We start from the raw sequence: 13,532 nt of genomic DNA on the forward strand, positions 1-13,532 counted from the left end.
GGGTGAGGGCGCTGCCGCGCGTCGATCGTGACGGCGGGACGGCGTCGGGCTGCCGATGTTCTGTCGCACGGGCGACGTCGATTGAGTTCGCACTGCAGATCATTTGGAGAGGGTGTGATTCGTGCCGAAGATTCAGCGTTGCGTAACTTGCGCGGCAGCATGGATCGCATGCGCGTACGGGCACGCCGTGACGATCTCGAACAACACTGGATCCCGTGAGCAGAAGGCGGCCGGCATTCCGTTTGCGCACGAGGAGGCAACCGTACCGGTGGCGTATCGAAGTCCCGCATGGAGCGAAGACGGTGATGAATTTCCGGCCGGGGGGGGGAGTCAGTGTGTCGTGATCGGCAATGCGTTCGCGCCGGATGCCGGGACGCCCGTGTCGTTGTTGTCGACAAGCCGGACTGCTGCCGCGCGCACTTGCCTTGCATCGGCGCGTTCGACGAGGCAACGCGGAATGGAAAAGATCATACGATTCGGACCGCCCGATCCTGCTGTCCTGACGATCGGGAAAAGCATTTCCAGCTTGCTCGCATGAAATTGTCGTGCTAATTTTTCATGAAATTTGGCGAGGTAAATTTCACCGGAGCCCGCATGTTCGTGCAGTCCGACCGTCACGTCGCAAGCTACTACGCCGGCACCTATCCGGCGCCGATCCCGCGTCGTCCGGAGCTGGACGAACGCATCGACGCCGACGTGCTCGTCGTCGGCGCCGGCTTCAGCGGGCTGCATACGGCATTGCGTCTCGCGCTCGCCGGCAAGCGCGTCGCCGTGCTCGAGGCGAGCCGCGTCGCGTGGGCTGCGTCGGGCCGCAACGGCGGGCAGGCGCTGCTCGGCTGGTCGTGCGACATGCAGCCGCTCGAGGATTCGCTCGGCCGCGACGGCGCACGCCTGCTGTGGGACAGCATGCGCTGGGCCGCGGCCGAGGTGCGCGAATTGCCCGGGCGGCACGGTTTCGACATCGATTACCGGCCCGGCAGCCTGTGGGCGGCGGTGCGGCCGCGTCGCGTCGCGATGCTCGCGCAGGCCCGCGACGAGGCCGCCGAGCGCTGGGGCTACGACCGGCTGCGCGTGATCGAGCGGGCTGAAATGCCGGCGTGGATCGGCGGCGGGCGCTATCTCGCGGCGCTCCACGATCCCGAGGCCGGCCACCTGAATCCGCTGAAGCTCGCGCTCGGCCTCGCACAGTCGATCGAGCGCGCGGGCGGCCGCATCTTCGAGCAGAGCCGCGTGCTCGACTGCCGCGAGACGCCCGGCGGCCACGTCGCCCGCACGGCGCGCGGCGAAGTGCGCGCGGACGTGCTCGTGCTGGCCTGCAACGCGTACGTCGACCGGCTCGATCGCGACCTGGCGCGCCGGCTGCTGCCGGTCGGCACGTACCAGGTGGCGACCGCGCCGCTCGCGCCCGACGTCGCGCGTTCGCTGCTGCCGCAGAACAGCTGCGTGATCGACAACCAGTTCGTGCCCGACTACTTCCGCCTGAGCCCCGACAACCGGCTGCTGTTCGGCGGCGGCTGCACGTATCTCGGCGGCATCCCGGCCGATATCGCGGCGGCGACGCGCCCGCACCTCGAACGTGCATTCCCGCAACTGGCCGGCGTGCCGCTCGATTACGCGTGGGGCGGCCATATCGACATCAGCATGCGCCGCACGCCGGACATCGGCCGCCACGGGCAGCGTTTCTGGCTGCAGGGCTTCTCGGGGCACGGCGTGCTGCCGACGCTTGCCGGTGCGCGCGCGGTCGCCGACGCCGTGCTCGGCGACGAGCGCCTGCTCGCGCAATACCAGCGCATCCGCAATCCGCGCTTTCCCGGCGGCGACCGGCTCGCCGCGCCGCTGGAAGCGCTGGGCAAGGTTTGGTACCGTTTGCGCGATACCGTCTGACCGCACCGGAACCCATCATGAACGAACAGGAAGAGATAGAAAGTCTGGCGATCCTGATCCGCGACCTGCGCAAGCATCGCAAGGTCACGCTGAACGACCTGGCCGAGCGGATCGGCCGCTCGGTCGGCTTTCTGTCGCAGGTCGAGCGCGGGCTGTCGCGCCCGACGGTCGCGGATCTCACCGCGATCGGCGAGGCGCTCGGCGTGCCGACCACGTATTTCTACAGCCTGAGCAAGCCGCGCAGCGTGCCGTGGGTCACGCGGCCCGACGAGCGGCGCACCGTGTATTACGCGGCCGGCATTACCGACATCCTCGTGTCGCCGAACATGCGCTCGCGCTTCTCGATCCTCGAAAGCCATCTCGCGCCCGGTGCGAGCAGCGGCGAGCGGCCCGTCGACGACAGCGACGAGCAGGGCGGTTTTGTGCTCGAAGGAGAACTGACGATCTGGATCGACGGCGACGACACGCCCGTCACGCTCGGCCCGAACGATGCGTTCCAGCTTCCCGCGCACCGGCGCTTCCGTTACGCCAACCTGACCGACGCGCCGACGCGCGTGATCTGGGTATTCACCTGAGTTGTAGCGGGGCGGGCGGCGTTGCAGGCCGCCGCACCTCGCAGCCTGTTTGCAGTACTGATTTAAATGCGACTGCGTTGTTCCGCGCGCCGCATGAATCCGGTTCGCCGCGTTGCGGCACCGCCATACAAGACATGGAAAGGATGAGACATGGCTGACGTCGTTCCCGCGCTGGTCGGTGAAGTCCGCGCATTCCGGCAGGCGCATCCCGAGATCCGTTATGTCGACCTGATCTGCCTCGACCTGCCCGGGCATTTCTACGGCAAGCGCTACCCGATCGACGCGCTCGAGAAGGTCGCGTCGGGCTCGCTGCTGAAGCTGCCGCAGAATTGCGTGCTGCTCGGCACGCAGGGCGGCCTGTACAAGATCGGCGACTACTGCTTCAACGACGGCGACCCCGACGCGCCGCGCCGGCTGATCCCCGGCACGCTGAAGCCCGTGCGCTGGGAGCGGCAGCCGCTCGCACAGATGCTGATCAGCTCCGACGGCACCGATGCGCCGATCGAGTTCGAACCACGCGAGGTGCTTGCGCGCGTGCTGCGGCGCTTCGCGGCGCGCGGCATCCGGCCGGTCGTCGCGTTCGAGCTCGAGTTCTACCTGTTCGCCGCGCAACTCGCGGAAGGGATGCCGCAGTATCCGCGCGACCGCCTGAGCGACGACCGCGACGATCAGCCGAACATGCATATCGAGCGTCTGTCGCGCTTCTCCGACGTGCTGCACGAGATGGTCGAGGCCGCGTGCGAGCAGGGCGTCGACGCGACGGTGATCACGGCCGAGCTCGGGCCGGGCCAGTTCGAGATCAATTTCGGCCATACCGACGACGCGCTGCGCGCGGCCGACTGGTCGGCGCTGTTCTGCCGCAGCACGCGCGGCGTCGCGCTGCAGCACGGCTATCGCGCAAGTTTCATGGGCAAGCCGTACCTGCATGCGCCGGGCAGCGGGATGCACGTGCATGTAAGCCTGTACGACGACGCGGGGCGCAACCTGCTCGCGGCGGACGGGCAGCGGCCGCTGCGGCACGCGGTGGCCGGGTGTCTCGCGCTGCTGCCGCATTGCATGCCGGTGTTCGCGCCGAATCACAATGCGTTCCGGCGCTACGGATCGATGGTGAATGCGGCGAGCCGTGCGAGCTGGGGCTTCGAGGATCGCGATGCGTGCATCCGGATTCCCGAGTCGGATGCGCGCAACCTGCGGATCGAGCACCGGCTCGCCAGCGCGGATGCGAATCCGTACCTGGTGCTCGCGGCGATCCTTTCCGGGATGGAGCACGGACTCGATGCACGGATCGAACCGATCGCGCCGCTCAACGAGGATCGCGGCAGCGGGATCGATTTTCCGAAGGAGATGCTGTCATCGGTCGCGGCGATGCAGGATCATCCGGCCGTGCGCGAAGGGCTCGGCAGCGAGTTCGTGATGGTCTATTGCGAGAACAAGCGGCAGGAGGAGCTGGATTTTCGCAACGAGATCGGCGCGCGGGAGTATCGGTGGTTTCTGTGATTGCATGCCGCCGCCTGCGAGTCCTATCGATCGGGCATCTGCTCCAACGGCAGGTTCGCGCCCCACGCGTGCGCCAGGGAGTCGATTTCGGCAAGCGGATCGACCTGCCGTGCGCTTTCGTGCGTGTCGTTGCCGAATAGCCGGTGGGCGAAATCGCGGGCACGCAGGGTGATCGCCGTGGTTTTCAGGCTGCGTCGCATCGTGAACGACGCGAGTGCTGCGTCGAGGTCGCTGCCGTTGCCTTCCCCGTGCTCGTCGAGACAACGGGCGAGGTGCCACGCATCTTCGAGTGCCTGGCATGCACCTTGTCCTGAGGTGGGCAAGGGCGCATGCGCGGCATCGCCGATCAGCAGCACATTGCCACGGTGCCACACGTCGACCGGATCGAGATCGTGCACGCGAATCTTTGCGATCGTGTTCGGCGGCGTCGCGCGCATCACGTCTGCGATGGGTGCAGGCCACGCATCGAATAGCCGTTTCAGCATCGGCCCCGGATCGCCTTGTACCGTGTCGTCGCCGTCGGCTTCGACCCGTGCCGCGGCCCAGTACACGCGCTGCCGATCGATCGCAACGATACCGAACCGTTCGCGTGTGCCCCAGTAGTCGAATATCGACACTTCATCGACGAGCGGCGCGTCGCTCTGCGCGACGCCGATCCAGTTGACGAATCCTTGATAGACCGGCGTGTTGCTGCCGACGACATGGCGTCGCGCGACGGAGTTCATGCGGCCGTCCGCGCCGATCACGAGATCGGGCGCGATCGCCGTGCCGTTGTCGAAACGAACGACGGCGCGGCCGTCCGACCCGGTGTCGATGGCCGTTGCGCAGTGGCCGAAGCAGACTTCGATGCCGCGCGCGGCCACGTGTCGCGCGAGCACGGCCTGCAGGTCGCGCCGCAGGATCGAGCGCGTCGGAAAACCCATGCGGCGGTCGAGTTGGCGGATATCGGTGAGCTTGAACGGGTTGCCGTGCCGGTCGATGCACCGCATCGCGCGCAGGTGGCCGCTGACCTCGACGATGTCCGGCAGGATGCCGAGCTGCGCCAGCACGAAACCGGCATTCGGCCACAGCACCACGCCCGCACCCATCGTCGAGTCGGATAGCCGGCGTTCGTACAGACGGATCCGGTGCCCGCGCCCGGCAAGCGCGAGTGCGGTGCTCATGCCGGCGACGCCGGCACCCAGAATTGCAATATCCATGACACTCCTTCCGTATTGTCGTGCGAGCGCTCGCTGGGTCGCGGGTTTGCGCTTCGGCGTCGCATTGACGGGACGAGCATCGTAAATTACGGTGTCTGGCGGGATAAGCCATGAAAAATGGCGGGCTTTGATACCTCAAACGGGATAATGATGCGTAGCAAGCTGGATCTGAATGCGGTGCGCGTGTTCGTGTCGGTCGTCGACGAGGGCAGCTTTGCGGGTGCCGCGCGTGCGCTTGCGTTGCCGGGTTCCAACGTGAGCCGCCATGTGGCACAACTGGAGTCGAGGCTCGGTGTGAGGTTGCTGGAGCGCAGCACGCGGCACCTTCGGATGACCGAGGCCGGGCGCCTGCTGCATGAGCGCGCGAGGCCGATGCTCGATGCGCTGACGCTGGCCGAATCCGAGCTGACCTCGCAGCAAACGGAGTTGCGTGGCGTGCTGAAGCTCTGCGTGCCCGGCGAAATCGGGCCGCGCATGCTCGGGCCGATCGTCGCGGAATTCGCAAGCCGCCATCCGCGCGTCGAAATCGACTGCGATACCAGCCTCGCGGGCATATCGACGTTGCGCGACGACATCGACCTGTCGATCATCGTCAATCGCGGGAAGCTGGACGACAGCGCGTTCGTCGTCAGGCCGCTCGCGTGTTTGCCGAGCGTCGTCGTGGCTGCGCCGTCGCTCGTCGCCCGGACCGGGATGCCGACCCGGACGGAACAGCTCAGGCAATTGCCGTGCATCACGACATTGAGCACGCTGAAAGGGCAGCCGTGGCAGTTCGCCGACCGCGATGGGCGGATTCACAAGATTCCGGTCGCGAGCCGGTATCGCGTCAATAGCGGCGAGATGGCGGGATTGGCGGCGCTGAACGGGATCGGCTTCGCGATTCTCGTCGAGCGTGCGTGCGCGGCCGAGCTTGCTGACGGGCGGTTGCTGCGCGTGCCGCTGGAGATGGCACCGGCGCCGCTGGAACTGCTTGCCGCTTATGCGAGCCGCAATTCCGTCAACGCGAAGATCCGCGAGTTGGTGCGGATGATGCAGTTGCGTTTGGAGGCGGGGCTAACTATTCAGTCGTGAGGATTGCTTCGGCAGTGCGCGCCAATAGCGCACTTCCTCGATTGGCGTGCCATCGATCTCGAACGTCTTGATGTCGTTTTCCGCGACGAAACCCTCGCGTTCATAGAACGCCCGTGCACGACGGTTTTCGATCAGCACCCAGAGCGACACCCATGCGTGGCCCGCGTTATGCAGCGATCGGCACGCATGGTCGACCAGCGCCGCGCCGATGCGTTGCCCGCAATGCGCCGGATGCAGATAGATCGCTTCGATTTCGCCCCAGGTGCGATCCTTGTCGGGGTCGCGTGTCGGACCGTATGCGATCCAGCCCGTCGGCTCGTTGTCCGTGAACGCGAGCGCGACGCGCGGCCGACCGGCATCGAGCGCATGGCGCCAGGCAGCCGTGCGCTTTTCGACCGACAGACCGGCGAGGAACGGGGCCGGCATGATGCCCGTGTAGGTTGCCTGCCACGACGCGACGTGGATGCTGGCGATGGTCGCGGCGTCGGCGGATGTGGCAGCGCGGATGTCGATCGTCATCTGTTCGGTGCCATGTGTGTTCTGCCTGATCGGTTGCTGTTGCGTTGCCGTGTCCGGATCAATTCGCGCGATCCGAACTGCTGTCGATCGCGAAGCTGTAGCCGATATCCACGTGCGACGCATCTTGCGGTTCGTCGGTTCTTTTCAGCACGAATTCGAACGCAGGTTCGAACCAGCCGTTGCGCGGGACTTCTCCGCCGAGGACTTCGACTTCGTACCAGCCGTTCTCGATCTCGATGACGGGCCTGCCCGGTTCGCGGTAACGCGCGAGCAGCGCGTTCACCGTCTCGTCGTTGAAGCGTTCGAGAATGCGCCACGTGTAGAGCATGATCTTACGATGCCCGACGCGCAGCACGTAGCCACCACGCCGATGCTGCAAGCGGCTTCCCGTCTTCAGCAATTCGGGTGTTTCGTCGTCCAGCGTGAAGATGACCGTGTACGGATGATTCTCGATGCCGGCCAGCGGAATCACGACACCTTCCAGCACGGCGTTGTCGCCGCTGTCGTTCGACGTGAACTCGGATGCGACGTTGTCCGACAGCCCGTGCTGTTCCTTGTAGCGTTTCAGCAGCAGAACATCGCCGACGAGGAAGTAGTCGACCAGGTCGTTGAGGACTTCGGAGAATTCATGTCGCATCGCCGTTCCCTTCGTGGGGCTGAAGCGCCGCGCCGCGAAACGTTTCACGGCACGGCACGCGCGAAGACCTTACTCCCCGAGCTTCGACGCCACGCACCCCGTGCTCGTGCATTCACGCTCACGCTCGCGGAGGAACGACAGCCGCGACTGCGTCATGTCGTTCGCGCACTGGATATCCACGAGGTAGCTGTTGTTGCGCGTCTCGCTGCACTGCGCATCGCGCTGCTTCAGCCACGCGAGCTGGCCGGCCTTCAGCGTCGCCTGCTGGTCGCCGCTCAGTTGCTTGCGCAGGCGGCCGTACTCGTCGTTGAGTTCGCGGTCGCTCTGCGAGAACTGCGTGCTGGTGCAGTACACCTGGTCGAACGCGCTGTGCGGCTTCGCGCAGCCGGCCGCGTGCGCGGCGAACGGAACGGCAAGCGCGAGCAGCGCGCAGGATGCGAACAGATTCTTCTTTTTCATTGTGATGCTCCTGGCTGGGTGAAAACCGTTGAGCCCGATGGGCGATACCGTCACTTCGGCACCGTGCACGCGTCGATCCCGCCTGCGATCGCGGCCGACAGGCGCTGGATCGTCTCGCGCCGCGCGAGCCGCGCTTCTTCGTCGGGATTGACGATCACGCCGGCCTCGACGAGCACGGCCGGAATCGGCGCGGTGCGCAGCACGACGAGATCGTCGAAGCGGTGGATGCCGAGTTGCGGGTCGATCAGCGGACGATTCTCGCCGCGGATCGGCTGCGCGTGATACAGCGACGGACGCTCGCCGGCCGCGACCAGCCGCTCGGCGATCGCCTTCGCGCAACGCAGGCTTTCCGCATAGTGCGGATTGCGCTCCGATACGAACACGGAGAAGCCGCGGAATTCGCGTTGGCGGCCCGCGTCGATGAACTGCTGTTGCATCGAGTCGTGATGGATCGACACGAACAGGTTCGCGTCGGGCGCCTGCGTCGAACGCTGGTCGAGCGCGATCTCGCGGCCGTCGGCCGACGTGCGCAGCACGCGGTCGCCGTGTGCGGCGAGCTTTTCAGCAACCGCTGCGGACAGATCGAGGTTGTACAGGTATTCGACGCGGCCGCTCGCGCCGGTGGAACCCGGGTGAGCGGGCGTGTGGCCGGTGTCGACGACGATATAGCGCCCGGATGCGGGCTCGGTGCCGGGGGCCGCGGCGTCGGCCGCGTGCAGCGCCAGCGGCGCGCCGAGCAGCGGGGCGCAGGCAAGCACACGCGCGGCGGTGCGCACGAACGGGCGAAGGCGTCGGAGGGTTCGGTTCGTCATTGTTGTTGTCGAGGAGGGCATGCGGCGCGTCGAACGGCACGGCACCGTCGGCCTGCTCAATGCAGTCGGAATGTCGCGCGATTATAGCGGGTGGCGGCGTCGTCGCAATGACGAATCGGCCGCCGCCGCGCCGGCCGGAAGCCGGTGCTCAGGCGAGCACGCGCCGCGCTGCCAGCATGCCCCAGTACGACGCTTCCTCGAACAGCGACAGCCCGGACAGGTCGGCATGCGCGAACACGACGGGGCCGTCGGCCTCGCGCAGCGCGAGCAGCCCAGGCCGGCTCAGGAAACCGACGTCGGGCGTCGCCATCGCGTGGCCGCGCACGGTGATCTCGAGCGCCGTCGCGTGCTTCCACAGCGCGCGCCCGTAGACGGCCTGCAGGTCGATCGCCGCCTGTTCGCGCAACGCGCCGGGCTCGGCCTGCGCGAGCCAGCGGCGCGTGTCGTCCGGCGCGCGTGTGCTTAACGCCTGATACGCGGAGAACACCGAGCGCGTCGGCGGCGACATCCGGATCAGCTGGTGCGTCGACACGACATAACCGAGCCCCGCGCCGTCGTAGACGACGTTGTCCCACGCAAGCGGCACGCCCGCCGCCTCGGCCGGCATGCCGTCGAGCAGGAAGTTGGACACGAGCCACGGCGCGCGCGGCGGCAGGTCGCGCGCGGGTTCGAAGCCGTAGGCGGAAAGCTGCGGAAACACGTGCGCCGCGACGAACAGCGGCATCGCGCACACGACGCGCCGCGCCTTCAGCGTGAACGTCGACAGCGCGCCGTCGTCGCCGAGACGCGCGCACAGCACGTCGACGCCGCCCGCGCGTTCGGTCGCGCGCACCGCGAAGCCGTCCCGCGACCACGCATTCGAGCCGGTGCGCGCGGTGATCGAATCGCTCAGCTTCGTCACCATCGTGTGCAGCCCGTCGGGCCAGGTCAGCACCGCGCCGTCGCTCGCGTCGCCCGCATGGCCGCCGCGCGACGAGAAATAGTGCAGGCCGGCCCACGCGGACACATGCTCGTATCCCGCGCCGTAGTCGTCGCGGCAGCAGTAGTTCAGGTACCAGTGCAGCGCCTTCGCGGTGTAGCCCTCGTCGAGCAGCCACTGGCGGAACGAGCGCCGGTCGAGCGCGCGCCAGCGCGGGTCGCGCGACGATTCCGCGATCGGGATGCAGAACACCTTGCGGCCGTCGGCGCCGCGCGCGGTGCGCAGCCCGTCCGTGTACGCGAAGAAGCGCGCCTGCTGCGCGAGCGCGTCGGCGTCGAGGCCGGCCGTCGGCACGATGCCGTCCTGCCACTGGCCGGCAATGAAGAGGCGTTCATCCGGCGCATGGACGAGCACGCGCTCGTCGTACACGGGGCGCGCGGAGAACGGCGCGGATTCGATCACGCCGAGATCGGCGAGCATGTCGCGCAGATGCGCGGATTCGAGCGACGGCAGCGGCAGGTAGTGCGCGCCTTTCGGATAGCCGAGATCGCCGAAGCGGCCGCCGGCCGCATTGCCGCCGAATTCGGGGCCGGCGAGCACCGTGAAGCGCGTGTGGCCCGCGCGCGCGAGCTGCCACGCGCACGACAGTCCGGCCGCGCCGGCGCCGAGGATCGCGACGTCCGTCTCGATCATGCCGGAGGGCGGCGGCAGCGTGGCATGGTCGCGCAGCGCATGGCCTTCGCGCATGCCGGGGTAGCCGACGCGCGGCGTCGTCTCGATCCAGCCGGTGCGGCCGCAAGCGGCGAGCGACGCGGCCGCCGACGCGACGAGGAACGTGCGGCGATCCATCAGCGCAGCACGTGTTTCCAGTCGTCGTCGAAGCGGCGCACGAGCGGCTGGTCGTTGAGTTCGTTCGGCGTCATCGGCAGCGCTGGCATGTCGGCTGGGAAGTGGAACATCTCGGCGGCCGTCTGCGCGTCGAGCCAGCGCGTGGGCACCGAGTAGTGCGTCGGCACCGTGAAGTCGCGGCGCCTGCCGGCGATCACGAAGCCCCAGTCGCCGAACGACGGCACGTAGCAGTGGTACGGCCACGTGTTGAGCCCGGCTTCGTGCAGCGTCGCGATGATGGTCCAGTACGCGTGCGGCGCGAAATACGGCGACGTCGACTGGATCACCGCATAGCCGTTCTCCGACAGGTGGCGCGCGAGCAGCCGGAACACCGGCACCGAATACAGGCGGCCGAGCCCGAAATTGGTCGGATCGGGGAAGTCGACGACGATCGCGTCGTACACGTCGGCGTTCGATTCGAGCCAGCGCACCGCGTCGTCGTTGATCACGTGCACGCGCGGGTCCTTCAGCGAGCTCTGGTTCAGTTTGACGAGCGGCGCGGACGTCGAGAACAGCTTCGTCATCGCGGGATCGAGATCGACGAGCGTGATCTGTTCGAGGTTGCGGTGCTTGAGCAGCTCGCGCACCGCGAGGCCGTCGCCGCCGCCGAGCACGAGCACGTGCTTCGCCCACGGCAGCGCCTCGATTGTCGGGTGGATCAGCGCCTCGTGATAACGATGCTCGTCGCGCGACGAGAACTGCAGGTTGCCGTTCAGGTACAGCCGCATGTCGTCGTGCCACTGCGTGAGCACGATGCGCTGGTACGGCGTCGTTTCCGAATAGATCGTCTCGTCGCCGTACACGCCATGCTCGGCCCAGTGCGTGATGCGGTCCGACAGCGCGAAGCCGGCGACGAGCAGCCCGATCACGAGCGACGCGCGCATCAGCTTGCCGCGCACGTTGCGGATCTCGTCGCGGAACAGGTGCGTGGTCCACAGCGCGACGAAGGCGTTCAGGATGCCGAACAGGAAGCTCGTGCGCAGCAGGCCGAGACGCGGCGCGAGCACGAGCGGGAAGATCAGCGACACGGCAAGCGAGCCGAGATAGTCGAAGGTCAGCACCTCGCTGACGGTATGGCGGAACGCCTGGCGCCGCTGCTGGAACGCGCGCATCACGAGCGGGATCTCCATCCCGATCAGCATGCCGAGCGCGAGCACGAGCGCGTAGAGCGCCGCGCGGAACGGCGCGGCCAGCCACGCGAACACCGCGAACAGCAGTGCGGCCGACACGCCGCCGAGCAGGCCGACGAGCAGCTCGATGTCGACGAAGCGGTCGAGCACGTCGTCGTCCTCGACGAACTTCGCGAGCCACGAGCCGATCCCCATCGCGAACAGGTAGCAGCCGATCACCGACGAGAACTGCAGGATCGAATCGCCGAGCAGGTAGCTCGACAGCGCGCTGCTGATCAGTTCGTAACCGAGCCCGCACGACGCGAGCACGAGGATCGACAGGACGAGCGCACGCCTATGCAGCATGGTGCGTCCGTTGTGCAGTGTTCGGCAATGTGGATATACTGGCGCGGATTTTTGTCAGCTGGCCCCGTGCGGGCCGACCGGCGACGGGGCGGCGAACCGAGCACAAAATCCGAGGGAAAGAATGAATAGTGCCTATCTTTATGCGGTTCATTTACTGTCGGCGTTCGTGCTGCTTCTTGTGTTCGCGGCAGTGTACCTGAAGGTCACTCCGTTCGACGAACTGGCGCTGATCCGCGACGGCAACTCGGCGGCGACGCTGTCGTTCGGCGGCGCGCTGATCGGTTTCTGCCTGACGCTCGCGTCCAGCATCGCGCACAACTCGACGCTCGGCGAAGTCGTGATCTGGGCCGTCGGCGCGATGGCCGTGCAACTGATCACCTATGCGGCGCTGACGCGCCTGATGCCCGGCATGAATCATGCAATCGAGGACCGCAACGTCGCGATGGGCGGCCTGATGGGCACCGCGTCGCTCGTCGTCGGCATCATCAATGCCGCCTGCCTGACCTGACCGCCACGCGTCCGAGGAGACCGACATGAGTCTGGGTTCGTTTATCCGCAAGCAGTTCGTCGACGTCCTGCAATGGACGGAAGACACCGACGGCGTGCTGGCCTGGCGCTATCCGATGGAAGACCAGGAAATCCGCTACGGCGGCAAGCTGACCGTGCGCGAGACGCAGGTCGCGATCTTCGTCAACGAAGGCAAGGTCGCCGACGTGTTCCAGCCGGGGCTGTATACGCTGGAAACGAACACGCTGCCGGTGCTCACGTACCTGAAGAACTGGGACAAACTCTTTCAGTCGCCTTTCAAGTCGGACGTCTATTTCTTCAGCACGCGGCTGCAGCTCGGCCGGCGCTGGGGTACCGCGCAGCCGGTGACGATCCGAGACCGCGAATTCGGCTTCGTGCAGGTGCGCGCGTTCGGCATCTACTCGTACCGGATCGTCGACGCGGGCGCGTTCCACCGCGAGGTCAGCGGCACGCGCGCGCAGTACACGGTCGACGATCTCGAACAGCAGCTGCGCAACCTGGTCGTCACCGCGATGAGCACGACGTTCGGCGCGTCCGACGTACCGTTCGTCGACATGGCCGCGAACCAGTCGCTGCTGTCGCAGCGCATCGCCGACGCGCTGGCGCCGGTGTTCACGCGTTATGGCCTCGCGCTCGATGCGTTCGCGGTCGAGAGCGTGTCGCTGCCGGCGGAGCTGCAGAAGGCGCTCGACCTGCGGATCGGCGCGGGGATGGCCGGCGATCTCGCGCGCGCCACGCAATACCAGACCGCGCAGGCGATTCCGCTTGCCGCGCAGAACCCGGGTGGCATCGCCGGTGTCGGCGCGGGGCTCGCCGCGGGTGCGGTGATCGGGCAGGCGATGGCCGGCCAGATGGCGGGCGCCGCGCAACCGGCGCCGGCCGCCGCACCGGCCGCGCCCGTTGCGGCACCGGTGGCCGCTGCGCAGCCGGCTGCGCCGGCCGACGGTACCGACTACGTGCAGCGGCTCGAGCAGTTGAAGGCGCTGTTCGACAAGGGCCTCGTGACCGAAGACGAATATTCGCGCGCGAAGGCCGAGATCCTCGCGAAGCTCACCCGGTAAGCGTCGCG

At 67.3% G+C, this 13,532-nt stretch carries 13 protein-coding genes and 1 pseudogene; 6 read left to right on the forward strand and 8 right to left on the reverse strand.

Annotated features, from left to right (window positions below; all coding sequences use genetic code 11):
- Window positions 1-330: 330 nt before the first annotated feature.
- Window positions 331-618, reverse strand: a complete 288-nt coding sequence (locus tag ACTRWB_RS31280; RefSeq protein ID WP_446904128.1) for a hypothetical protein — start codon at window positions 616-618, stop codon at window positions 331-333.
- Between ACTRWB_RS31280 and ACTRWB_RS31285 the strand changes: the two genes are divergently transcribed.
- The 3 genes from ACTRWB_RS31285 (at window position 595) to ACTRWB_RS31295 (ending at window position 3,956) form a co-directional block, all read left to right on the forward strand.
- Entirely contained in the window at window positions 595-1,884 is a 1,290-nt protein-coding gene (locus ACTRWB_RS31285) for an NAD(P)/FAD-dependent oxidoreductase (protein ID WP_446904129.1), read from the forward strand. The two genes, ACTRWB_RS31280 and ACTRWB_RS31285, sit on opposite strands and share 24 nt — an antisense overlap.
- 17 nt (window positions 1,885-1,901) lie before the next feature.
- Complete coding sequence (locus ACTRWB_RS31290; RefSeq protein WP_048245547.1) at window positions 1,902-2,459, forward strand: helix-turn-helix domain-containing protein; 558 nt, start codon at window positions 1,902-1,904, stop codon at window positions 2,457-2,459.
- 150 nt (window positions 2,460-2,609) lie between these two features.
- Window positions 2,610-3,956 carry a glutamine synthetase family protein gene (locus ACTRWB_RS31295; protein ID WP_193100050.1) on the forward strand — a complete coding sequence of 449 codons (1,347 nt, stop codon included), beginning with the start codon at window positions 2,610-2,612 and terminating at the stop codon, window positions 3,954-3,956.
- A 23-nt stretch (window positions 3,957-3,979) separates the two neighbouring features.
- Here the strand turns inward: ACTRWB_RS31295 and ACTRWB_RS31300 are convergent, their stop codons facing one another.
- Window positions 3,980-5,155: an FAD-dependent oxidoreductase gene (locus ACTRWB_RS31300; protein ID WP_446904130.1), complete on the reverse strand. Its 1,176-nt coding sequence runs from the start codon at window positions 5,153-5,155 to the stop codon at window positions 3,980-3,982.
- Window positions 5,156-5,305: 150 nt separating this feature from the next.
- Here ACTRWB_RS31300 and ACTRWB_RS31305 point away from each other — a divergent pair, with 150 nt between their 5' ends.
- Window positions 5,306-6,226 carry a LysR family transcriptional regulator gene (locus ACTRWB_RS31305; RefSeq protein WP_129515446.1) on the forward strand — a complete coding sequence of 307 codons (921 nt, stop codon included), beginning with the start codon at window positions 5,306-5,308 and terminating at the stop codon, window positions 6,224-6,226.
- Here the strand turns inward: ACTRWB_RS31305 and ACTRWB_RS31310 are convergent.
- The 6 genes and pseudogenes from ACTRWB_RS31310 to ACTRWB_RS31335 form a co-directional block, all read right to left on the reverse strand.
- Window positions 6,209-6,759, reverse strand: a pseudogene (locus ACTRWB_RS31310) (N-acetyltransferase family protein). The gene ACTRWB_RS31305 and the pseudogene ACTRWB_RS31310 overlap by 18 nt on opposite strands.
- 44 nt (window positions 6,760-6,803) lie before the next feature.
- A complete protein-coding gene (locus ACTRWB_RS31315) occupies window positions 6,804-7,382 on the reverse strand; it encodes a hypothetical protein (RefSeq protein WP_446904131.1) in 579 nt (192 codons plus the stop codon).
- A gap of 69 nt (window positions 7,383-7,451) precedes the next feature.
- Window positions 7,452-7,841: a lysozyme inhibitor LprI family protein gene (locus ACTRWB_RS31320; RefSeq protein ID WP_048245551.1), complete on the reverse strand. Its 390-nt coding sequence runs from the start codon at window positions 7,839-7,841 to the stop codon at window positions 7,452-7,454.
- Window positions 7,842-7,891: 50 nt separating this feature from the next.
- A complete protein-coding gene (locus ACTRWB_RS31325) occupies window positions 7,892-8,653 on the reverse strand; it encodes an N-acetylmuramoyl-L-alanine amidase family protein (protein ID WP_446904132.1) in 762 nt (253 codons plus the stop codon).
- 148 nt (window positions 8,654-8,801) lie between these two features.
- Entirely contained in the window at window positions 8,802-10,421 is a 1,620-nt protein-coding gene (locus tag ACTRWB_RS31330) for an FAD-dependent oxidoreductase (protein WP_446904133.1), read from the reverse strand.
- Window positions 10,421-11,935, reverse strand: coding sequence for a polyamine aminopropyltransferase (locus ACTRWB_RS31335; protein ID WP_446904134.1), 1,515 nt, complete (start codon window positions 11,933-11,935; stop codon window positions 10,421-10,423). The genes ACTRWB_RS31330 and ACTRWB_RS31335 overlap by 1 nt, the downstream gene beginning before the upstream one ends.
- A 121-nt stretch (window positions 11,936-12,056) precedes the next feature.
- Here ACTRWB_RS31335 and ACTRWB_RS31340 point away from each other — a divergent pair, with 121 nt between their 5' ends.
- Together ACTRWB_RS31340 and ACTRWB_RS31345 are read left to right on the forward strand one after the other, a co-directional pair.
- Window positions 12,057-12,443 carry a DUF350 domain-containing protein gene (locus ACTRWB_RS31340; RefSeq protein ID WP_129515440.1) on the forward strand — a complete coding sequence of 129 codons (387 nt, stop codon included), beginning with the start codon at window positions 12,057-12,059 and terminating at the stop codon, window positions 12,441-12,443.
- A 25-nt stretch (window positions 12,444-12,468) separates the two neighbouring features.
- Window positions 12,469-13,524, forward strand: a complete 1,056-nt coding sequence (locus ACTRWB_RS31345) for an SPFH domain-containing protein (protein ID WP_446904135.1) — start codon at window positions 12,469-12,471, stop codon at window positions 13,522-13,524.
- The last annotated feature ends 8 nt before the right edge of the window (window positions 13,525-13,532 follow it).

The organism is Burkholderia sp. YIM B11467 (assembly GCF_052952715.1).

Excerpts from the sequence above, each read along its gene's own strand:
- ACTRWB_RS31285 (WP_446904129.1), top strand. The coding sequence starts at position 595 with ATGTTCGTGCAGTCCGACCGTCACGTCGCAAGCTACTACGCCGGCACC.
- ACTRWB_RS31305 (WP_129515446.1), top strand. The coding sequence starts at position 5,306 with ATGCGTAGCAAGCTGGATCTGAATGCGGTGCGCGTGTTCGTGTCGGTC.
- ACTRWB_RS31320 (WP_048245551.1), bottom strand. The coding sequence starts at position 7,841 with ATGAAAAAGAAGAATCTGTTCGCATCCTGCGCGCTGCTCGCGCTTGCC.
- ACTRWB_RS31340 (WP_129515440.1), top strand. The coding sequence starts at position 12,057 with ATGAATAGTGCCTATCTTTATGCGGTTCATTTACTGTCGGCGTTCGTG.
- ACTRWB_RS31300 (WP_446904130.1), bottom strand. The coding sequence starts at position 5,155 with ATGGATATTGCAATTCTGGGTGCCGGCGTCGCCGGCATGAGCACCGCA.
- ACTRWB_RS31290 (WP_048245547.1), top strand. The coding sequence starts at position 1,902 with ATGAACGAACAGGAAGAGATAGAAAGTCTGGCGATCCTGATCCGCGAC.
- ACTRWB_RS31330 (WP_446904133.1), bottom strand. The coding sequence starts at position 10,421 with ATGGATCGCCGCACGTTCCTCGTCGCGTCGGCGGCCGCGTCGCTCGCC.
- ACTRWB_RS31325 (WP_446904132.1), bottom strand. The coding sequence starts at position 8,653 with ATGACGAACCGAACCCTCCGACGCCTTCGCCCGTTCGTGCGCACCGCC.
- ACTRWB_RS31295 (WP_193100050.1), top strand. The coding sequence starts at position 2,610 with ATGGCTGACGTCGTTCCCGCGCTGGTCGGTGAAGTCCGCGCATTCCGG.
- ACTRWB_RS31345 (WP_446904135.1), top strand. The coding sequence starts at position 12,469 with ATGAGTCTGGGTTCGTTTATCCGCAAGCAGTTCGTCGACGTCCTGCAA.
- ACTRWB_RS31315 (WP_446904131.1), bottom strand. The coding sequence starts at position 7,382 with ATGCGACATGAATTCTCCGAAGTCCTCAACGACCTGGTCGACTACTTC.
- ACTRWB_RS31335 (WP_446904134.1), bottom strand. The coding sequence starts at position 11,935 with ATGCTGCATAGGCGTGCGCTCGTCCTGTCGATCCTCGTGCTCGCGTCG.